14 protein-coding genes, 1 pseudogene and 1 CRISPR repeat array are annotated in these 20,173 nt (G+C 63.3%); of the genes and pseudogenes, 7 read left to right on the forward strand and 8 right to left on the reverse strand.

Annotation, left to right across the window (positions count from 1 at the left end; genetic code table 11):
- Positions 1–18 precede the first annotated feature (18 nt).
- Positions 19–1,026, reverse strand: a complete 1,008-nt coding sequence (locus XANALMUS060_RS06935) for a GGDEF domain-containing protein (protein WP_235430392.1) — start codon at positions 1,024–1,026, stop codon at positions 19–21.
- Positions 1,027–1,549: 523 nt separating this feature from the next.
- On the opposite strand from XANALMUS060_RS06935, the gene cas1f reads away from it, so the two are divergent.
- The 6 genes from cas1f (at position 1,550) to cas6f (ending at position 10,330) form a co-directional block, all read left to right on the forward strand.
- Complete coding sequence (gene cas1f / locus XANALMUS060_RS06940) at positions 1,550–2,536, forward strand: type I-F CRISPR-associated endonuclease Cas1f (protein WP_045737739.1); 987 nt, start codon at positions 1,550–1,552, stop codon at positions 2,534–2,536.
- On the forward strand, positions 2,533–5,931 hold the full coding sequence (cas3f, locus tag XANALMUS060_RS06945; RefSeq protein ID WP_045737740.1) for a type I-F CRISPR-associated helicase Cas3f: 3,399 nt from the start codon (positions 2,533–2,535) through the stop codon (positions 5,929–5,931). Before cas1f ends, cas3f begins: the two co-directional genes overlap by 4 nt.
- A 411-nt stretch (positions 5,932–6,342) precedes the next feature.
- Positions 6,343–7,698, forward strand: a complete 1,356-nt coding sequence (gene csy1, locus XANALMUS060_RS06950; RefSeq protein WP_045737741.1) for a type I-F CRISPR-associated protein Csy1 — start codon at positions 6,343–6,345, stop codon at positions 7,696–7,698.
- The gene (csy2, locus tag XANALMUS060_RS06955; RefSeq protein ID WP_045737742.1) at positions 7,695–8,678 is read left to right on the forward strand and encodes a type I-F CRISPR-associated protein Csy2; all 984 of its coding nucleotides are present in this window, start codon (positions 7,695–7,697) and stop codon (positions 8,676–8,678) included. The genes csy1 and csy2 overlap by 4 nt, the downstream gene beginning before the upstream one ends.
- Before the next feature lie 26 nt (positions 8,679–8,704).
- On the forward strand, positions 8,705–9,754 hold the full coding sequence (gene csy3, locus XANALMUS060_RS06960; protein ID WP_045737743.1) for a type I-F CRISPR-associated protein Csy3: 1,050 nt from the start codon (positions 8,705–8,707) through the stop codon (positions 9,752–9,754).
- Positions 9,755–9,763: 9 nt separating this feature from the next.
- On the forward strand, positions 9,764–10,330 hold the full coding sequence (gene cas6f / locus XANALMUS060_RS06965) for a type I-F CRISPR-associated endoribonuclease Cas6/Csy4 (RefSeq protein WP_045737744.1): 567 nt from the start codon (positions 9,764–9,766) through the stop codon (positions 10,328–10,330).
- A 129-nt stretch (positions 10,331–10,459) separates the two neighbouring features.
- Positions 10,460–11,387: a CRISPR direct-repeat array (repeat unit 28 nt; unit sequence GTTCACTGCCGTGTAGGCAGCTCAGAAA).
- A gap of 109 nt (positions 11,388–11,496) precedes the next feature.
- Here cas6f and dcp read toward each other — a convergent pair.
- The 3 genes from dcp to arfB form a co-directional block, all read right to left on the reverse strand.
- On the reverse strand, positions 11,497–13,647 hold the full coding sequence (gene dcp, locus XANALMUS060_RS06970; RefSeq protein WP_045737745.1) for a peptidyl-dipeptidase Dcp: 2,151 nt from the start codon (positions 13,645–13,647) through the stop codon (positions 11,497–11,499).
- Between the two features lie 310 nt (positions 13,648–13,957).
- Complete coding sequence (locus XANALMUS060_RS06975; protein ID WP_045737805.1) at positions 13,958–14,512, reverse strand: lysophospholipid acyltransferase family protein; 555 nt, start codon at positions 14,510–14,512, stop codon at positions 13,958–13,960.
- A gap of 51 nt (positions 14,513–14,563) precedes the next feature.
- Entirely contained in the window at positions 14,564–14,995 is a 432-nt protein-coding gene (arfB, locus tag XANALMUS060_RS06980; protein WP_045729247.1) for an alternative ribosome rescue aminoacyl-tRNA hydrolase ArfB, read from the reverse strand.
- A 141-nt stretch (positions 14,996–15,136) separates the two neighbouring features.
- Here arfB and XANALMUS060_RS06985 point away from each other — a divergent pair, with 141 nt between their 5' ends.
- Positions 15,137–15,667: a DUF2059 domain-containing protein gene (locus XANALMUS060_RS06985; RefSeq protein ID WP_045737746.1), complete on the forward strand. Its 531-nt coding sequence runs from the start codon at positions 15,137–15,139 to the stop codon at positions 15,665–15,667.
- Between the two features lie 215 nt (positions 15,668–15,882).
- On the opposite strand, the pseudogene XANALMUS060_RS06990 reads toward XANALMUS060_RS06985, so the two are convergent.
- The 4 genes and pseudogenes from XANALMUS060_RS06990 to oleD all read right to left on the reverse strand — a co-directional run.
- Positions 15,883–16,701 (reverse strand): annotated as a pseudogene (locus tag XANALMUS060_RS06990) (pseudouridine synthase); the annotation flags it as partial.
- Positions 16,702–16,753: 52 nt separating this feature from the next.
- Positions 16,754–18,412, reverse strand: coding sequence for a ubiquinone biosynthesis regulatory protein kinase UbiB (ubiB, locus tag XANALMUS060_RS06995; RefSeq protein ID WP_045737747.1), 1,659 nt, complete (start codon positions 18,410–18,412; stop codon positions 16,754–16,756).
- Entirely contained in the window at positions 18,409–19,050 is a 642-nt protein-coding gene (locus tag XANALMUS060_RS07000) for an SCP2 sterol-binding domain-containing protein (protein WP_045737807.1), read from the reverse strand. The genes ubiB and XANALMUS060_RS07000 overlap by 4 nt, the downstream gene beginning before the upstream one ends.
- A gap of 66 nt (positions 19,051–19,116) precedes the next feature.
- Positions 19,117–20,127 carry a 2-alkyl-3-oxoalkanoate reductase gene (gene oleD, locus XANALMUS060_RS07005; protein WP_045737748.1) on the reverse strand — a complete coding sequence of 337 codons (1,011 nt, stop codon included), beginning with the start codon at positions 20,125–20,127 and terminating at the stop codon, positions 19,117–19,119.
- Positions 20,128–20,173: the final 46 nt, after the last annotated feature.

The raw sequence follows: 20,173 nt of genomic DNA on the forward strand, positions 1-20,173 counted from the left end.
CGCGCTCATGCCGGCAGTTCAGGCAGCCGAGACCAATGCCTGCAAGTACAGACGGTTACCGCCCTGGCGCTTGGCTTCGTAAAGCGCCGCATCGGCGTTGGCATACCAATCGTTCCAGTCAGAATGCGGATCGACCTGACTGATGCCGATGCTCACCGGACAAATCTGCGGCACCGTATGCGGCACACCGAGCAGATTCTGCACAGTGGCGATCACGAATTCGCCGATGCGGCGCAGGTCCTCAACGGTCGCGTTGGCCACCAACAAGCAGAACTCGTCGTCACCGAGACGACAGGCGATGTCGCCCTGCCCCGTCACCGAGCGCAGGATGTTGGCGACATTCCGCAACACGCGGTCGCCGACGCCATGACCGTGGACGGCGTTGATTTCCTTGAAGCCATCGCAGTTGATCAGTAACAGGCCCGGGCCGGGCGATCGACTATCGCGGCAGCATTCCTGCATGCGCACGACCAGCCCACGGCGGTTGTGCAGCCCTGTCAGTTCGTCGGTACGTACCAGCTCTTCGGCCTGATTGAGTTGATAGGTGGTGGTGCACACGTTATCCAGCGTGGCTTCCAATTCATCGTTGCGCCGGCGCAACTGGCGAATCAGCGTTTGCTCGCTCGTCACCACGTCCATGATGGTACGGCGGAGAAAATAGGCGACGATGACCGGATCGCGCTCCACCAGAAGCTGGAAGTGCTCGTGATCCAACTCCACCAGAACGCCATCGCTGACGGCAATGGCATCGGCGCTGCGCATATGGTTCCCGATCAGCATGGCCAATTCGCCGAAGAACTCGCCATGCCCCAGATGCTTGACCAACAGATCTTCACCTAAATCCAGGTCGATCACGCCACTGCTGATGACGAACATGCTACGGCCGCCATCGCCGCGTCGGAACAACACCTCACCAGCACGCACCGCGCGCGCGCGCCCGAACTCGGAAAACAAACGCAATTCGGCCGCCGTCAATATCGCCGGCCCTTTCGCCGTTGAAACGACCGCCGCTACCTTCGGCATCATGCTGCGTATGTTTGTTGCGTTGCTAGCGCAATTCATGCTGCCCCTCATTGATGTGTGTCGCTGGTCTTAATGTGGTCAGCATAGCATCGGCCTACCACGCTCACGACGATGTCACAGACGATTTCTCGGCGGAGAAAGCGCAGGGCCGCAGGCGAGAGGTGTCTTTTTCTGCGCCCATCTCCAATCCGGTAGACAGATTTATACCAACACTGGAAAAACCGGCGTGAACCCTGGCACGACCCTCTTCCCGCATGAGCGGCAGGATGCCACACACTATCGCGCAATTTTGACCGCCCCGTGTCGCCATAGAAGAGCGCATCTAAGATGAGCCAACAACGAGGTTTTGTTCGCCACTGTAAGCCGCTCATCGGCCTGAGTGCATCGCCGTGTAACAGACGCGATGGTTGTGGCCGTATTTTGTTCACAAACAATGATCGCGAACAGGTCGTATCACGGCTAGTATTACGGCGAACCGCTGCACATCGGATACATCGCAACCACTCTCAGGCCCGCAGGGGACGACATGGACGATCTATCGCCTTCGGATCTGAAAACGATCCTGCATTCCAAACGCGCCAATCTTTACTACCTGCAACACTGCCGGGTGCTGGTCAATGGCGGCAGGGTCGAATATGTCACCGACGCGGGCAAGCGCTCGTTGTACTGGAACATCCCGATCGCCAATACGACGACGCTGTTGCTCGGAACCGGCACATCGATCACCCAGGCGGCCATGCGCGAACTCGCCAAGGCCGGCGTGCTGGTGGGCTTCTGCGGCGGCGGCGGCACGCCCTTGTTCTGCGCCAACGAGATGGATGTCGAGATCGCCTGGTTCTCGCCACAAAGCGAGTACCGCCCCACCGAATACCTGCAGGCATGGGTCGGGTTCTGGTTCGATGACGCGCTTCGCCTGAGCGCGGCCAAAGCCTTCCAGCACGCACGTGCACGCCGCATCGGCGCGCAATGGCAACAACGGGCATTGCACGATGGCGGATTCGCGCCTGACTTGGCGCGCTTGCAGACATTGCTCGAACGCACCGCCAGCGCCATCGCACTGGCGCAGGACAACACCGCTCTGCTCACCGAGGAGGCGCGCCTGACCAAGGCACTGTTCAAACTGGCGGTGGACACCGTGGGATATGGCGACTTCACCCGTGCCAAACGCGGGACGGGCAGCGACGCGGCCAACCGTTTTCTCGATCACGGCAATTACCTGGCCTACGGGCTGGCGGCAAGCGCGACCTGGGTGCTGGGCCTGCCGCATGGTCTTGCTGTCCTGCATGGCAAGACACGGCGCGGAGGCCTGGTGTTCGATGCCGCCGATCTGGTCAAGGATGCCAGCATCCTGCCGCAGGCGTTCCTGTCCGCCATGCGTGGCGAGGACGAGCAAACCTTCCGGCAGCACTGCATCGAAGCACTCGCGCGCAGCGAATCCCTGGATTTCATGATCGACACACTCAAGGACGTGGCACTGGCGACCCAGACACTGCAACGCGAGCACACGCGATGAATATCCTGCTGGTCTCCCAATGCGACAAGCGTGCACTGAAAGAAAGCCGCCGCATCCTGGACCAGTTCGCCGAACGGCGTGGCGATCGCACTTGGCAAACGCCGATCACCCGCGCCGGTCTGGACACCTTGCGCAAACTGCTGCGCCGCACCGCACGCAAGAACACCGCCGTGGCCTGTCATTGGATTCGTGGCCTGGACCACAGCGAGTTGCTGTGGGTGGTCGGCGATGCCAGCCGGTTCAACCCACAGGGCGCCGTGCCCACCAACAGCACCGCGCGCGATGTCTTGCGCCGCGAAGACGAAAACGACTGGCACTGCGCCGAAGACATTCGCCTGTTGGCGCAATTGGCCGCATTGCTGCACGACCTCGGCAAAGCCAGCCTGGCGTTCCAGGCGCGCCTGCGTGGCAAGTTGCAAGAACGCAACCTCTACCGCCACGAATGGGTGTCCTTGCGCCTGTTCCAAGCCTTCGTCGGCGACGATGACGATGCTGGTTGGTTGCGGCGGTTGGCCGATCCCGAACACGATCATACGCACGCGTGGACAGCCGCAGGACGCTACCACCGCGATGGCCTGGATGCAGAGCCCGGACATCCCTTCCGCACATTGCCGCCGCTGGCCGCCGCCGTCGCCTGGCTGATCCTGACCCATCACCGCCTGCCGCTGGCGCCCTTCAAGACGGACAGCCACCAGGACTGGCTGGGCAGGCGCGTGGAGCAGACCTTCTCGACCTGGATGGAACGGCCGCTGTCTCTGGTCGAGCACGACTGGAACGAAATCCGCGTACAAGCCGAACCTGCCAGGATCGCCGCGTACTGGACACTCGCCGGTCCATTGCCGGTCGCCACGCCAGCCTGGCGCGCACAGGCGGCGCGGCTGGCCAAACGCTTGGACGCGCTACGCCTGCGCCGCGCCGAAGGCTGGCTCGACAATCCCTACGTCATGCACCTGGCGCGGCTCAGCCTGATGCTGGCCGACCACAGCTATTCGCGTCTGGTGATGAATCGCGACGAAGAACCGGATCTAAAGAAAGACGCCACGCTTGCCGCCAACACCACCTTCAACCGTGCCGGCGAGATCGTCCGCAATCAGTCACTGGAGGAACATCTGCTCGGCGTCGCGCATACCGCGGGATTGGTCGCACACGCGCTGCCCGGCTTCGAGCGGTTTCTGCCGCGGCTGGCGCAACATCGCGGCCTGCGCAAGCGCAGCGCCGACTCCCACTTCGCCTGGCAGAACAAGGCCGCCGACGCGGCCACGGCGCTGCGCGAGTCCGCGCGCGAGCACGGCGCCTTCATCGTCAACATGGCCTCCACCGGCTGCGGCAAGACCCTGGGCAACGCGCGCATCCTCTACGCACTGGCCGACCCGCAACTGGGCCTGCGCCTGACCTATGCGCTCGGCCTGCGCACCCTCACCCGACAAACCGGCGACAGCTATCGGCGCGACCTGCACCTGGACGAGGACACGCTGGCCATGCTCGTCGGCGGCTCGTCCAGCCGCCCGCTGTTCGATCACTACAAACGCAAAGCCACCGCCGACGGCTCGGCCTCGGCGCAAGCGCTGATCGTAGAGGACAGCCACGTCCTCTACGAAGGCGTCGTGACCGACCATCCGTTGCTGTCGCGCGCCCTGCATGACCCGCAGATGCGCAAACTGCTATCGGCACCGATGCTGGTCTGCACTGTCGATCACATGGTGCCGGCCACCGAATCGCTGCGTGCCGGCCGCCAGATCGCGCCGATGCTGCGGCTGATGAGCGCCGACCTGATTCTCGACGAACTGGACGACTACGACATCGACGACCTGCCCGCGCTGACGCGGCTGGTGCATTGGGCGGGCCTGCTCGGCACGCGTGTGCTGTTGTCCTCGGCAACGCTGCCACCGGCCTTGGTCGAAGGCATGTTCGCCGCCTATCGCGCCGGACGCGCGCACTACCGACGCAATCGCGGTGTCGATGGCGGACGCACCGATGCAAGCATCGAGGTGCCTTGCCTGTGGACCGACGAATTCGGCGCGTATAGCGCTCACTGCATCGATGCCGACACATTCGCCGCGCAGCACGCGCAATTCGTCGCAAAGCGTGCGGCCAAATTGCGCACAACGGAGCCACTGCGACGCGGCGAACTGATTCAATTACAGATCCAGGCGCGGCAACCGGAGCAGATCCATGCCGAGTTCGCAGCACATGTGCGCGACGCGATCCAGCGCCTGCACAATGCACACGCGCAAACCGACCCGGTCAGCGGCAAGCGAGTGAGCTTCGGCTTGGTGCGCATGGCCAATATCGGGCCGCTGATCGACGTGGCACAGGCACTGTACCGACTCGGCGCACCCTCTGACCTGCGCATCCATCTGTGCGTCTACCACGCGCGCTTTCCCCTGCTCGTGCGCTCGGCAATCGAACACCTGCTCGATGCCGCGTTCGACCGCCGCCAAGCCGATGCGGTGTATCGCTTGCCCAGCGTGCGCGCCGCGCTCGATGCACATCCGGAGCAGGCGCATGTGTTCGTTGTACTTGGTTCTCCGGTGTGCGAGATCGGGCGCGACTGGGATGCAGACTGGGCCATCGCCGAACCCTCTTCGCTACGCTCGCTCATCCAGTTGGGTGGTCGCGTGCAACGCCACCGGCGCACCCCTGGCACCGCCGCGAACATGCTGATCTTCGATACCAACCTGCGCCATTTCCGCAAGCTCAACCAGGACGCACCGGCCTATGTGAAACCCGGGTTCGAACAGGACGGCACCGACGGCACGCGTGCTGGACGCTTCCGCCTGCAAACCCATCGCCTCGGCAAACTCCTGCGCGAGGACGAGTACCGCGTGCTCACCGCCCTGCCCCGGATCCAACCACCGGAGCCACCCTGGCATCCTCAAGAACGCCTGTGCGATCTGGAACATGCACGATTGAGCGAGGCCATGCTGCCCAAATCGCGCGACGCCGCTCCGCCATCCCGGCGCAGCGCCCCGCCGTTCTCGCTCGATGCGGCATGCGCGTGGCAATACCCGCACGCCATGCTCACCGGCGTGCTGCCGCAACAACAGCCGTTCCGGCACGACACCACGCCGACAGACACCCTGGTGTTTCTGCCCGACGACGACGAGGAGCGCCTGGTCCTGCATCGCATCGAAGCCGGTGATCGCCATCGCGGCGACAGGCTATACACCAAAGTGGAGCACAGCGCATGCACGCCGCTCGCACTCGAACCCGGCCCAGGCATCACGCCCTGGGGCGAATTCGACCTGATGACGCTACTCACCGAGCAGGCCGAGCAGCTCGGCCTGTCGTTGCAGGACTGTGCCAAGCGGCTGGCGACGGTGAACGTGCAGGAGTGCAAGCACGGGAAGAAATGGGGGTATCACCCTCTACTGGGCTTCACGTCGGAGGAATGAGAAGGGCTTCCGTGCCCTCATGCTGCCTATACGGCAGTAAAAGGACGAACTTATTAGCTCATCCAGCTTTTCTGAGCTACCTATGCGGCAGTGAACAGCTAAGTTTGCATTTCCCCAAACTTGAGCTAGAGTATCAAAAAACAGCGCCAATTTTTCGAACTTACAATCTCATACAGCTGGTTAAAAAAACCCGTCATCGCTGCGAACGATGACGGGCCGAAGCAGCAAAGCCGGTTGGACCCCGGACCTACGCACAAAGGACTGCTGTGCAAAGAAGGATGCAGGAAGTGCTCTCACGACACTTTTTCAGAAGAGCCGATTGAGGGGATTACCCCTCCACACACCCCACGGTGGCTTGCTGCCGTGGGGATTCTACATGCAGGTTCACTCCAGCGAACGAAAGGATTCCACATGACAGAAGACCCGCAACATCTCAGCCGCTCCGCGCGTTTCCGCTCGGCCATCGCCGCGTTTATCGACGCGCGGCGCGAGGCCAAGCTGAAGGGCAATGAGGGCGATAGCGACACAGACGCCAAGTACGACTACGCCACCTGGCTGTCGGATGCCGCTCGCCGGGTCGGCCAGATCCAGGCCGTGACCCATGTACTCAAAGCGACCCACCCCGACGCGCGCGGCAGCAGCCTACACGTCGCCCCTGCCCGCTTACAGACGCACACGGAAATCGGCACCCACATGCTCGGCACGGACTATGCCGAAGACGTGGTCGGCAACGCCGCAGCGCTGGACGTGTTCAAACTACTCAAACTCGAAGTCGACGGTCGGCGCCTGCTCGACTGGATGCAGGAAGGCGACGAAGATCTGCGTGCGGCACTGCATGACAATACCAAGGTCGCCTCGGACTGGATCGGGGCATTCTGCAATCTGGTGCGTCACGATGCCCAACCCAGCTCGCACCAGGCCGCCAAACAAGTGTACTGGCTGATCGGCGACGAGCCGCAAGACGATACCCACTACCACCTGCTGCAACCGCTGTTTTCCAGCAGCTTGGCCCACGCGGTGCATGGGGAAATCTTTGGAGAAAGCAACAAACAGGCGCGCCAGGCATACCGCGACAGGCGCCCGTTCGACGGCACCTACCGCGACTACCGCAATCTGGTCGCACGCAAATTGGGTGGCACCAAGCCGCAGAACATCAGTCAGCTCAATAGCGAGCGCGGTGGCATCAACTACCTGCTGGCCTCGCTGCCACCGCGCTGGACCCAAGAAGAGCGTCCTCGCACGTTGCTCAAACTGGACTCGGCGCTGGATCGCTTCGCCTATTTCGATGAGGTGCCGACGCTGATCAAGAAGCTGGCCGATTTCCTCGCCACCGATCCGCCAAAGAACGATGCAACTCGGCAAAAGCGCGAGGGCATGGAAAACGACTTGATCAACAAACTGGCACTGTTCGCCGCCGAGACCGCCGTGCGATTCGAACCGGGCTGGAGTCGTAACCCGGACTGCGTATTGCCACTCTCGCAGCAACTATGGCTGGACGCCGAACGCGTGGAACTGCCAATGCGCATCGATCCACAGCATCCAGAGTGGGAACAGCAAGATCGCAACTTCGTGGAGACCTACCATCTCGGTGATTGGCAAGACGAAATCGCCGGACAGTTCGCCACTTGGCTCAACGACCAACTGCGCACCGCCGGCATCGTCGGCCTCGGCGACGACCAGTACCAACATTGGGCAAGTTTGACCATCGTCGATGCCGCCTGGCCCGTGCCGATGCAGCGCCGCGCACCGGCCGGAGGTGCGGCATGAGCAGTTGCCCGCCCTTCGACCACTTGGTGGTGGTACCGCACCTGCGCGTGCAGAACGCCAATGCCGTTTCAAGCCCGCTCACCCACGGCTTTCCGTCGATCACCGCATTCCTGGGCCTGATGTGGGCGCTGGAACGCAAGACCATCGACGCCGGGCTGGATCTGGCCTTCAACGCGGTCGGCGTGATCTGCCACGACCATCAGGAGCAGGTCACCGAAGGCGGCTTCGTCAAAAGCTTCCACCTGACCCGCAACCCGGTGAACAAAGACGGTGCAACCGCCGCCATTGTCGAGGAAGGCCGCATCCACCTGGAACTGAGCCTGGTGTTCGCGGTACACAGCAAACGCTGGCTGAGCGACCCGGCCACCCACGCTGCGGATCTGGCCGTGGTGACCGACTTGCTGGCCGGCATGCGCGTCGCCGGGGGCAGCGTGCTGCCGCCACCGCACCCGCAGCGTCCACGCCATCAAGCGCAGATCATCGCCTTTACTGGCACGCCGTCCGACCAGCAGACGCTGTTCCGCAAACTGCGGCTGCGGCTGTTGCCCGGCTTCGCGCTGGTGGCACGCGACGATCTGCTCGGCACGCGATTAGCCGAACTGCAAGCGCACACGCCCGAGGCCACCGGCCTGCACGCCTGGCTTTCACTGTCACGCATCAACTGGCGTCATGTGCCGGATGCGGCGGCAGGCAAAGGCGAGTGGCAACACGATCGCACCGGCCAGGGCTGGATCGTACCCATCCCAGTGGGCTACGGCGCGCTCGGAGCCGTGCACGACGCTGGCAGCGTCGCCAACGCGCGCGATGCCACCACCCCGTTCCGCTTCGTCGAGAGCCTGTACTCGGTCGGCGAATGGATCAGCCCGCACCGCCTGCAATCACCGCACCACCTGCTCTGGTACGCCGATAGCCAACCCGCTGCCGACCTGTACCGCTGCCGTAACGATTATTGCCCCGCCACCACCCACAACTTCGATTGACCACACGCACGACAAGGAATTCCATCATGGCTCACGATACCCTCAAGACCGCATCCGTCCTGGCCTTCGAGCGCAAACTCGATCCGTCCGACGCGCTGTTCTTCTCCGGCAGTTGGCCTACGCGTAAGACTGCTCACGATTGGCAACCGGTGCGCATCCGCGCAAAATCGGTGCGCGGCACCATTTCCAACCGGCTCAAGGACAAGAGCAAGGAACAATCCGACCCCGCCAAACTCGACGCCGCCATTCAAAGCCCCAACCTGCAGACCGTGGATGTCGCCGCGCTCCCGCTGGACGCGGACACGCTGAAAGTGCAGTTCACCCTGCGCGTGCTTGGTGGCACGGGCGAACCTTCCGCGTGCAACAAGATCGACTATCGCAACAAACTCCGCGCCACCGTCGGCGGCTACCTCCAGCAGCATGGCTTCGGAGAGCTGGCACGGCGCTACGCGGCCAATCTCGCCAATGGCCGCTTTCTCTGGCGTAACCGCATCGGCGCAGAACAGGTGGAAGTGCATGTCGCCCACCTGCGCGACGGTAGTCCAGCGACTCAGTGGACCTTCCAGGCGCTTGACCATGCACTCCGCACATTGTCCGCACCCGATGATGCAGCCGACAGCCTAAACACCCTGGCTGCGATCATCGCCGACGGCCTGACCGGCAAGACACATGTGCTGCTGCAAGTCACCGCCTTCGTCCGCATCGGCGCCGGGCAGGAAGTGTTCCCCTCGCAGGAGCTGATCCTCGATCGCGGTCGCGGCGACAAAAGCAAGACGCTCTACGCCGTCGGCGAAGGCGACAAAGCCGTGGCAGCCATTCACTCGCAGAAGATCGGCAATGCACTGCGCACCATCGACACGTGGTACCCGGGTGTCGAGGAAAATGGCGCGATTGCCGTCGAACCCTACGGCTCGGTCACTACGCAAGGCAAAGCCTATCGACAACCGAAGGACAAGCAGGACTTCTACAACCTGCTCGATGCCTGGGTGATCAAGGACAACGTGCCGAGCGTGGACCAACAGCATTTCGTCATCGCCACGTTGATTCGCGGCGGCGTATTCGGCGAGTCGAACTGAGGCGAAACGATGCAGCATTATCTCGATCTGCACCTTCGCCCCGACCCGGAGCTTGCGCCCTATCAGTTGCTTGGCGCGCTGTACGCGCGCCTGCACCGGGCCCTGGTGACATTGAACACCACCAGGGTCGGCGTGAGCTTCCCCGGCCATGACAACCGCGTACCGACGCTGGGGACGCACCTGCGGCTGCATGGTGACGCGCACACCTTGCAGGAACTGATGGTAACCAATTGGCTGCATGGTATGGGCGACCATATGACCATCACAAACATCGGTGCCGTGCCACCGGATGCCGTGCACCGACACGTAACGCGCGTACAGGCCAAGAGCAGCCCCGCCCGCCTGCGTCGGCGGGCCATGCGCCGACATGGCATCAGTGAGGATCTTGCCGTCCAACGCATTCCGGATTCGGCGGCCGAACAGGTGCGACTTCCGTTCGTCGTCCTGGGCAGCCGCAGCACCGGCCAAGCCGCGTTCCCGGTATTCGTCAGGCATGGCCCCGTACAGCAAGAACCCGTCGCTGGCGACTTCAGCAGCTATGGACTCAGCCGGGGAGCGACCGTTCCCTGGTTCTGACCCTTTTTTCTCACATCCAAACCCACCAAGAAAAAACAAGCACTTAGCAGCCGCCCAAGAAAAAGGGGTCGGCTGCTTTTCTTTACCCGTTTACCTTCCAGTTCAAAGACTTGGATAATAGGATGGCTAGTTCACTGCCGTGTAGGCAGCTCAGAAATGCGCGTGGCCCGTGAGATTTGCCGCGAATCGGTTCACTGCCGTGTAGGCAGCTCAGAAAAACCCCGGCATGACAAGCTACGAGCTATCGCGGTTCACTGCCGTGTAGGCAGCTCAGAAAAGTTCCGCCATGTCCCAGGCCAATCGGCCTTCGTTCACTGCCGTGTAGGCAGCTCAGAAACACACCTCGGCAGATGGCTTGCGCTCTCCCAGGTTCACTGCCGTGTAGGCAGCTCAGAAACAACGTCACGACGTTGGTGCGCATCGGAGGAAGTTCACTGCCGTGTAGGCAGCTCAGAAAGGCTGTGAGCGCGATTACTGCTGCCAGTGCGTGTTCACTGCCGTGTAGGCAGCTCAGAAAAGCAATGAGTGGGCAAATTGATACGTTCGGAAGTTCACTGCCGTGTAGGCAGCTCAGAAATTCTCCGCGCTCGCTGCATATCAACTTGTCGCGTTCACTGCCGTGTAGGCAGCTCAGAAACGCCGCAATTGATCGAGGCGTACATCCGTGGGGTTCACTGCCGTGTAGGCAGCTCAGAAATCAGTTCGGCAGCCAGCCGATCCAGCATGGCTGTTCACTGCCGTGTAGGCAGCTCAGAAAAAAGGATCGCGATGAAGCCATTCGTCGCGTGGGTTCACTGCCGTGTAGGCAGCTCAGAAATGATGGGCCGCCGCGTGCGCGCCGAAGGGTAGGTTCACTGCCGTGTAGGCAGCTCAGAAAACGAATGTCACGACGACGGACGGGGCTGCGCTGTTCACTGCCGTGTAGGCAGCTCAGAAATACGACCTTGCCGTTCTCATCACGCATGTTCGGTTCACTGCCGTGTAGGCAGCTCAGAAATTGCCCGTATCTCCTTGACCCACTGCTGATGCGTTCACTGCCATGTAGGCAGCCCAGAAACGATGCCACTGCCCGACAAGCACCGCCGACAGCGCGCATACACCACAACGAAAACGGGATGGCCACACGGCCATCCCGTTCTTGAACCCGGTTTCTTCCCAGGTGTGGGTTAGTTCTTCAAACCGCGATTCTCCAGCAACGGCTCGACGCTGGGGTCCTTGCCACGGAAGTCGCGGTACAAGGTGGCCAAGTCGACACTGTTGCCGCGAGAAAGGATCTTGGCACGGAAGATATCGCCGTTCTTGCGCGACAGGCCACCGTTCTCCTTGAACCACTGGAACGCGTCGTCATCGAGCACTTCCGCCCAGAAGTAGGCGTAGTAATTCGCCGAGTAGCCGCCACCCCAAATGTGTTCGAAGTAGGTGGTGTGATAACGCGGCGGTACTTGCGCCAAATCCACTTTGTATTTCTTCAGCGCGTCGGCTTCGAACTTGTCCACGTCCTGCAGCGACGCATCGGCCGGTAGCGTGTGCCAAGCCAAGTCAAGCAGCGCTGCCGACAGGTACTCGGTGGTGGCGTAACCCTGGTTGAAGGTCCGCGCCTTCTTGATTTTCTCGACCAGTTCGGCCGGCATCGCTTCACCAGTCTGATAGTGCTTGGCGTAATGCGCGAATACCTTCGGGTCCGAGGCCCAGTGTTCGTTGAACTGCGAGGGGAACTCGACAAAGTCCGGCGCCGTGCTGGTGCCGGCCAGCGAGGGGTACTTCACCGCCGAGAGCATGCCGTGCAGCGCATGGCCGAACTCGTGGAACATGGTGGTGACGTCGTCGAAGCTCAGCAACGCCGGCTGGCCCGGCGCGGGCTTGGTGAAGTTGCAGACGTTGTAGACCACCGGCTTGGCGCCGGTCAGGCCATTCTGGACAACCAATTGGTCCATCCAGGCGCCGCCGGACTTGCTGTCACGCTTGAAGTAGTCGGTGTAGAACAGCGCCATCGACTTGCCGTCCTGGTCGAACACCTCGTAGACCTTCATGCCGTCGTGGTAAGTCGGGATGTCGGTGCGTTCCTTGAAGGTGATGCCGTACAGCTCGGTGGCGGCGTAGAACACGCCGTTCTTGAGCACGTTGTCCAGTTCGAAATACGGCTTGATCTGCGCTTCGTCGATATCGTACTTGGCCTTGCGCACCTGCTCGGCGTAGAAATCCCAGTCGGCGGCGGTGAGCTTGAAGCCGCCCTTCTGCGCATCGATCACCTTCTGGATTTCGGCGCTTTCGCTACGTGCCTTGGCGGTGGCGGCAGGTACCGTGTCGGTGAGCAACTTCAGTGCCGCGTCCGGGGTCTTGGCCATCATGTCGCTGAGGCTGTAGGCGGCATAGGTGTCGAAACCGAGCAGCTTGGCTTTCTGCGCGCGCAACTGGGCCAGGCGTTGCACAGTCTGGCGGGTGTCGTTGGCGTCACCTTGCTCAGCGCGCGACTGCGAGGCCACCATGACTTGCAAGCGCAGGTCGCGGTTCTTGAGCGAGGCCAGCACCGGCTGTTGGGTGGTGTTCTGCAGGGGCAGCAGGTATTTGCCATCGAGTTTGCGTGCGCTGGCGTCGCGCGCGGCCGAGGCGATGTCACCATCGGACAGACCATCGAGCTTGGCCTTGTCGTCCACCACCACCGCGCCGGCGGCGCTGGCCGCGATCAACTTGTTGTGGAACTGGGTGGATAGCGAGGTTTCCTCGACATTGAGCTTGCGCAGCGTTGCTTTGTCGGCATCGGACAGTTGCGCGCCGGAGCGCACGAATTGGTCGTAATCGTGCTCGACCAAGTGCTTTTGCACCGGGTCCAGATTCAGCGTGTCGCGTTGTTCGTAAAGGCTTTTGATTCGCGCGAACAACTTCGGATCCAGGCTGATCTCATCCTGGTGCGCAGCCAATTTGGGTGCCACGGTCTCCTGGATCTTCTGCCGCGCTTCGTTGGTATCGGCCTGGACCAGGCCGAAGAAAATACGCGACACGCGCTTCAAGGTCTCGCCGCTGCGCTCCATCGCCTCGATGGTGTTGGCGAAGGTGGCAGGCTCGGGGTTGTCGGCGATCTTGCGGATTTCGGCCAGTTGCTGCTTCATGCCCTCATCGAACGCCGGCAGGTAGTCGGCATCCTTGATCTTGTCGAACGGCGGCGCCTGGAACGGCAACGGGCTGGGGCTCAGCAGCGGATTGGCGGCGGGCTGCGCGGGGGCAGGAGCGGGGGCAGCAGGCACAGCGGTGGACTCCTTACCGGAACAGGCGGCCAGCGCCAAGCTGATGGCGGCGGCCAGAAGGACAGTACGCGACATGAGGTGGAACTCCTGAGAGGACGTTAGGGCCAAGGCAACCAAGCACCCTACCGGGTTTGCATTGCACTGGCATGTGCCATTGGATCGTGCGGTGGCGTGGGCAAGGTCATGGACGATGGACAGGCCCGAGCCGTAGCCGTGGGGTCTGGTCTATACGGCAATGGCGGCTCGCATGAGCGCCATGCGCCGGGTTCCGGTGCGGCGTATCCACACATTCTGCGGCGGTGCAATATGGATCGAATGCGGATCGAGCGGCATTGCCGCTGTGCTGCAAGACAAGCGTTGCCGCTCCAACAGCGGCCTCGTCAGCTCACAGCGTATCGCGATGCTTGCCGCGCCATGGCCGGTACCAGGCGCGGATGGCCTCCATGTCCGCCTGCATGTCTTCGCTGGTGTAGACCGGTTCGCCCAGGCCGACGGTGCGGCTGGGGTAATCGAAATACACCGGGAAAATCGGCACCTGCGCATCGTGGGCGATCTTCCAGAAACCGGTCTTCCACTTCTCCACCCGTTTACGCGTGCCCTCGGGGGTGATCACGTACCACATGCGTTCGGCGCCGCGAATCAGCGCCACCGCCTGTTCGATCACCCCGCGCGGGGATTTGCGGTCGAGCGGGATGCCGCCGAGCTTGCGCAGCAGCGCACCCAGCGGCCACCAGAACAACTGGGTCTTGCCGAGTACGCGCACCTCGAAACCGACCGCGAACTTGACCACGAAGCCCAGCACACCATCCCAGTTGGACGAGTGCGGCGCCACGATCATCACCAGTTTGGGCAGGTCCGGAAACGTACCGACCACCCGCCAGCCGGCGAGCCGCAACGCGGTCCGGCCGAGCCAGCGCATGAAGCGGCTGGGCTTGACCATCGGCATGTTCGGGGGTGCGGGGGGCAGTGTGAAATCGCGTTCGCTCAAGGGTCACTCCCAACGGCCGGGCGAGCGGCCACGTTTGATTTGGCTACGCTCACGCTTGGCATCCAAGCGTCGCAGCGTGGAACCATGCGAGGGCTTGGTGGCAATGCGCCGCTTCGGCACCGACAACCCGGCGGCAATGAACTCGGCCAGACGCTGGCGCGCATCGTCGCGATTGCGGTCCTGGGTGCGGAAGCGCTGCGCATCGATCACCAGCACCCCCTCGGCGGTGATCCGGCGATCGCGCCGCGCCAGTAGCCGAGCCCGTAGCGGTTCGGGCAAGGATGGCGAGCCGGCCAGATCGAAGCGCAATTCCACGGCGGTGGCGACTTTGTTCACGTTCTGCCCGCCCGCGCCGCTGGCGCGCACGAAACGCTCGACGATTTCGTCCTCCGGAATCGCCAGGCTATTGGAGATGTGGATCGCACCGTTACCCATGCGCGGATTGTAGGGCATCGGCCAAACGCTGAATCTCCCGGCCGCCGGCTGCCCGGTCGCCAACCGGTGGCAAGGCCATCGCGGCGGCGACACCGCGATTGCCGTATTCTGGTCGCCAGTCATCGTCAGGCAGGATGCTCCATGAATTCGCTTCCGCGCTTTTCCCCTCGTTGGTCGCAACGCGTGCTGCTGGCCATGCTGCTGGCCTTGACCAGCGTACCGGCCCTGGCCGAGGCACCCAGCGATGCCGACATCAACCGTCTGCTGTCGGCATCGCGCGCGCAAAACATGCTCGACAGCATGCTGCCGCAGATCGAGGCGATGCAGCGCCAGCAATTCGCGCAACTGACCGCGCAACGCCACTTGAGTCCTGAGCAACAGCAGAAATTGCAGCATATCCAGGAGATTACCCAGGCCACGGTGCATCAGGCCCTGTCCTGGCAAGAGATGCGCCCGCTCTACGTGAATCTATACAAGCAGTCGTTCTCCAAGCAGGACGTGTTGGCCATGGCCGAGTTCTACGAGAGTCCGGCTGGCCAGAGCATGCTCGACAAGACCCCGCAACTGATGCAGAACCTGATGGTCGCGATGCAGCAAAAGATGACCCCGCTGCTCGCCAACCTGCAGAAAGAACTGCAAGAGACGGTCAAAGAGCCGCCAGCCAAGCCTTGATGGTTGCAAGAAAATCGTCTTGCCTCGCGCGAACACGCAGATGGTGGCAGCGACGTCAGTGCAACGGCGTTGACGCGATCGGATGCTTACGGCTGCGCATGCGCGATGTCGCCTGTGTGCGCATCGACGCACACCACTGCTGCTGACGGCGCCACATGATCGTCGCTGGGCGCGGGATGCAACCCGCTGCCCATCGCGCCCGGTAGCCACGGCACAACCGACCAACCGAACAATGCGAATGTACGCACGAACTGCGCATCCAGCGGCGCGTGCACTTCCACGCGATGGCCATGCGGATGCGGAAACGCCAGGCGCTCGGCGTGCAGCAGCATGCGGTGTATTCCCTGCATCCGGAAAATACGGTTATGGCGGCCGTCGCCGTGACTGGTATCGCCGATCAGATGGTGCGAGAGGTGCTTGAGATGACGGCGAATCTGCCGGAAGCGCCCGGTCACCGGACTGCAGCGCAATAGCGCGTAGCGCGAGGTCGGAAACGCGCCCGAAGGCACCGCCACTTCGCCACAGGCCAAGCGTTCGAAGCGCGTTTGCGCCGGTTTCTTCAACGGTTTACCGGGACCGCCGTCGAGTGGATGATCGACCTCGAACCGCATCTGCGCCGGCCAACCCCGGCAGATCGCCAGATAGTCCTTTTCAACCTCTCCGCCCATCAGTGCTTTGCCCAGCAGGCTCGCGGTGTCGCGGTCGAAGGCCAACAACAAGCAGCCGCTGGTGGCACGGTCGAGCCGGTGGATCAGGAAGATCGGTCGCCCCAACTGCGCACGCAGGCGGTCGGCAAGGAAGTCGTCTTCGCCACGTGCCAGCTTGCTATCGTGGGCCATCAGCCCAGCCGGCTTATCGACCACGGCGATCCATGGATCCTGGTAGAGAATCTGCAGCGAATCGGCGGAAGCGTTCACCGTTGCATTATCCGCATCGCATTGATGGGCCACAATGCACGCGATGATCCACCCTCGGCGCCACACCTGCTGCGAGGGTGACCCACTCTCGCGCCAGGCTCGGTGCTGAACAGCCATGCCACACGTATCGCCCGGCGCATACAGTGACGAAGAGACAGCGCGGCGAGCGCTAGCGCCGCCACCACGCCGCCAGCAACGCGCACGCTCCAGCAGCACTGCTGATCCACGCCCACAACGACGCCCCGCCCACATGCGGTCCACCCGCATCCAGCGCGTACAACAAGGTGCCCACTGTGAGCAGGCCAACGCCGGCGATTGCCGCGACCACACGGCGCTGGACGCGCCGCAGAAACAGATTGAGCTCGGCCAGGTCACGCGAGTGCATCGACAACTCGTGGCGGCCTTCGACCTGTTGCCGCAACCAGCCATGGATCAGCCGCGGCATATCCGGCGCATGGGTCATCAGCTCGGGCACGCGCTTGCGCAACTCCTGCAGCACGCGCTGCGGGCTGTAACGCTGGATCAAGATGCGTTCGAGCACCGGCCGTGCGACCGCCCAGATGTCCAGCTCCGGATCCAACTGGCGGCCCACGCCTTCGATGTTGAGCAAGGTTTTTTGCAACAGAATCAGTTGCGGCTGCAAGGTGAGCTGGTAGCGCTGGGCCACGCGGAAGAGTTTGATCAGCACCTCGGCCAGCGAGATTTGCGACAGTGGCCGGGTGAAATACGGCTCGCATACCGAACGCGCCGCCGCCTCCAGCTCGTCGATGCGCACGTTGGCCGGCATCCAGCCCGCTTCCACGTGCAACTCGGCCATGCGCCGGTAGTCCTTATTGAAGATGGCCATGAAGTTCTCGGCCAGGTAGTACTGATCTTCCTGCGAGAGCTGGCCCATGATGCCGAAGTCCAGCGCGATGAAACGCGGGTTGGCCGCGCGCGCCGGGTCGCCATCGACCCAGATGTTGCCGGCGTGGGCGTCGGCATGGAAGAAATTGTCGCGGAACACCTGGGTATAGAACACGCGCACGCCCTTGGCCGCGAGCGCCTGACGGTCGATGCCGGCGGCATCCAGCGAGGCGATGTCGTCGGAGGGAATGCCGCGCACCCGCTCCAAGGTCAGCGCGCGCTCGGCGGTGTGGGTCCAGATCACCTCCGGCACGTACAGATCGTCCGAGTTCAACCAGAACCGGCGCAGCACGCTGGCGTTGGCGCCTTCGCGCTGCAGGTCCAGCTCCGCGGCCAGGGTGGTCTCGATCTCGGCCACCACTTCACGCGGACGGATCTTGTCGGCACGCGGATGGGTGCGTTCGATCAACGCCGCAGCGGATTTCAGCAGCGCGATGTCGGCATCGATCTGCATTTCGATGTCCGGGCGCAGTACTTTGACGACCACCTCGCGGCCATCGTGCAGCGTCGCCGCATGCACCTGCGCGATCGAGGCCGAGGCCAGCGGCTCGGTGTCGAAACTGGCGAAGGCCACCGTGATCGGCCGGCCCAGCGCCTGCTCGACGATGCAACGCGCCGCCTCGCCATCGAAGGGACGCACCCGATCTTGCAACAAGGTCAGTTCCGCGGCCACGTCCGGTGGCATCAGGTCACGGCGGGTGGACAGGATCTGCCCGAACTTGACGAAGATCGGCCCCAGATCCTGCAACGCCAGGCGCAAGCGCGCACCGCGCGATTGCGCGGCGATGTCGGGACTGGCGCGCGGCACGAACGGCTTGGCCAGACCCAGCCAGCGTTCCATCGGGGTGCCGTCGAGCAGATCGTCCAGGCGGTAGCGCAGGATCACCCGACCGATGCGGCTGGCGCGAAACAGCGCCTTCATGCGCCACGCCCCGGTTGCAGCCGCGCTATCCGCGCGGCCAAGCGCTCCAGGTCATCGCGCAGGACATCGACGTCGTCGTAAAACGCCTCCAGTTCGGCGCGCGCGATCACGTCGCGGGATTCCTCGGTGACATATTCGGCTGCGCTGTGCGCCAGATCCTGCGCACCCTGCCAGGCATGCTGCAACGCCGAGCGCATGGCGTTGGCCAGTTGCACCCCCAGCACCTCGCCGAACACCTGGGCGAACGGCTGCTGCCAATCCGGATCGAAACGCGCGGCCAGGTGCTGCAGGCGTCGCGCCAGTTCGGCGTCGCCGGACACGCGCACCCGCCCAACCGGGCTGGCGCCGCGCCGCGCCTGGGCCAGGAACGGCAGTTGTGCGAACAATCCACCGAGGGTGCTGCGCACCGCCAGGTCCGGCTCCTGCGTCGCGTCCACCGGGCCGACCCGCAGCCGGGTGCCGTCCACGCGGATCTGCAAAGCCAGCGCCGGTGCCTCGATGGTCAACGCCACCCGCTGACCATCGAGATCGCGCAGGGCCTGGCAGGTCTCTGGGTCCAGCGCCAACACGCGATTGAGCGCGGCTTCCAGCGCACGGCCGGCCAGGGGCTTGAGAGCATCGAGAGGGGAAGGTGACATGTCCGGCATTCTACAAGGCTGCAGTGATGAGACATGCGCCTGCGGCGCGGGGCTGTTTTCACTTCGCTAACGGGTCACGTGGGCACCCTGATGCCATGAGGATGCCAGGTGTTGCAAGCCTTGCGCGATCGACACGCGCGGCACATAGCCGAAGTCGCGCCGTGCTGGTTCCATGCTGTACCAGTGCGGAGTGCACAACTGCTCGACGAGGAAGCGGGTCAGTGGCGGCTCGCCGCGCAAGCGCAATAGCGGCCACAGTGTCTCGCAGGCGCGGCCGATGCGGTAGGCGGTCTTGAACGACAGCGTCTTGGTCACGGCCGGCGCGCCGACCGCGGCGAGCAGCCTGTTCAACAACTCGCGCATCGGCAGCGGCTCGCCGTTGGAAATGAAGTAGGCCTTGCCGGCACAGGCCGCGCCCACCGCCAGATGGTCCAGCGCGTCGAAATGCGCCTGCGCGGCGTTGTCGATGTAGGTGGAATCGACCAGGTTGTCGCCGCTGCCGACCAGGCGCAGGCGACCCGCCTGCGCACGCGCCACCAGCTTGGGCAGGATGTGTTGATCGCCCGGCCCCCAGATCAGGCGCGGGCGCAAAGCCACCACCGCCAACTGCGCGTCGTTGGCGGCGAGCGCCTTGCGTTCGGCGAGCATCTTGGTCGCCGCATACGGTGCCTGGAAATTTTCTCCGTATGGCACCGCGTCCGCGCCCAGGCCTTCGACCGGATGGGTGGCGCGATGGGTCACGCTCGGCGTGGAGGTGTAGATCAACCGGCTCACCCCATGCGCACGGCACGCGGCCAGCACGTTCTCGGTGCCGACCACGTTGGACTGGTAATAACTGTCGTAGCGACCCCAGACGCCGGCTTTGGCCGCGTTGTGCAAGACCACGTCGGCACCGGCCAGCGCATGCTGCAGCGCCCGCGCATCGGTCAGGTCGCCACGCACCTGGGCCACGCCCAGCGTCCGGAGTTCCGGATAGTGGCCGCGGTTGTAACTGACCACTTGGTGCCCACGCGCGACCAGGCCACGACACAACGCCTGCCCCAGGAACCCACCACCACCGGTCACCACAATTTTCATCGTGTCGCATCCATCGAACCAAGGGACACACGATAGCCGGGGTCAC

It is taken from the genome of Xanthomonas sp. MUS 060 (assembly GCF_000963215.1).
In the GTDB taxonomy this organism is placed as follows: Bacteria; Pseudomonadota; Gammaproteobacteria; order Xanthomonadales; family Xanthomonadaceae; genus Xanthomonas_A.

Bases quoted from the DNA above. Each gene is read 5' to 3' on its own strand.
- cas6f (WP_045737744.1), top strand. From the start codon at position 9,764: ATGCAGCATTATCTCGATCTGCACCTTCGCCCCGACCCGGAGCTTGCG.
- dcp (WP_045737745.1), bottom strand. From the start codon at position 13,647: ATGTCGCGTACTGTCCTTCTGGCCGCCGCCATCAGCTTGGCGCTGGCC.
- XANALMUS060_RS06985 (WP_045737746.1), top strand. From the start codon at position 15,137: ATGAATTCGCTTCCGCGCTTTTCCCCTCGTTGGTCGCAACGCGTGCTG.
- arfB (WP_045729247.1), bottom strand. From the start codon at position 14,995: ATGGGTAACGGTGCGATCCACATCTCCAATAGCCTGGCGATTCCGGAG.
- XANALMUS060_RS06975 (WP_045737805.1), bottom strand. From the start codon at position 14,512: ATGGTCAAGCCCAGCCGCTTCATGCGCTGGCTCGGCCGGACCGCGTTG.
- csy3 (WP_045737743.1), top strand. From the start codon at position 8,705: ATGGCTCACGATACCCTCAAGACCGCATCCGTCCTGGCCTTCGAGCGC.
- cas1f (WP_045737739.1), top strand. From the start codon at position 1,550: ATGGACGATCTATCGCCTTCGGATCTGAAAACGATCCTGCATTCCAAA.
- XANALMUS060_RS06935 (WP_235430392.1), bottom strand. From the start codon at position 1,026: ATGATGCCGAAGGTAGCGGCGGTCGTTTCAACGGCGAAAGGGCCGGCG.
- oleD (WP_045737748.1), bottom strand. From the start codon at position 20,127: ATGAAAATTGTGGTGACCGGTGGTGGTGGGTTCCTGGGGCAGGCGTTG.
- ubiB (WP_045737747.1), bottom strand. From the start codon at position 18,412: ATGAAGGCGCTGTTTCGCGCCAGCCGCATCGGTCGGGTGATCCTGCGC.
- XANALMUS060_RS07000 (WP_045737807.1), bottom strand. From the start codon at position 19,050: ATGTCACCTTCCCCTCTCGATGCTCTCAAGCCCCTGGCCGGCCGTGCG.
- csy1 (WP_045737741.1), top strand. From the start codon at position 6,343: ATGACAGAAGACCCGCAACATCTCAGCCGCTCCGCGCGTTTCCGCTCG.
- csy2 (WP_045737742.1), top strand. From the start codon at position 7,695: ATGAGCAGTTGCCCGCCCTTCGACCACTTGGTGGTGGTACCGCACCTG.
- cas3f (WP_045737740.1), top strand. From the start codon at position 2,533: ATGAATATCCTGCTGGTCTCCCAATGCGACAAGCGTGCACTGAAAGAA.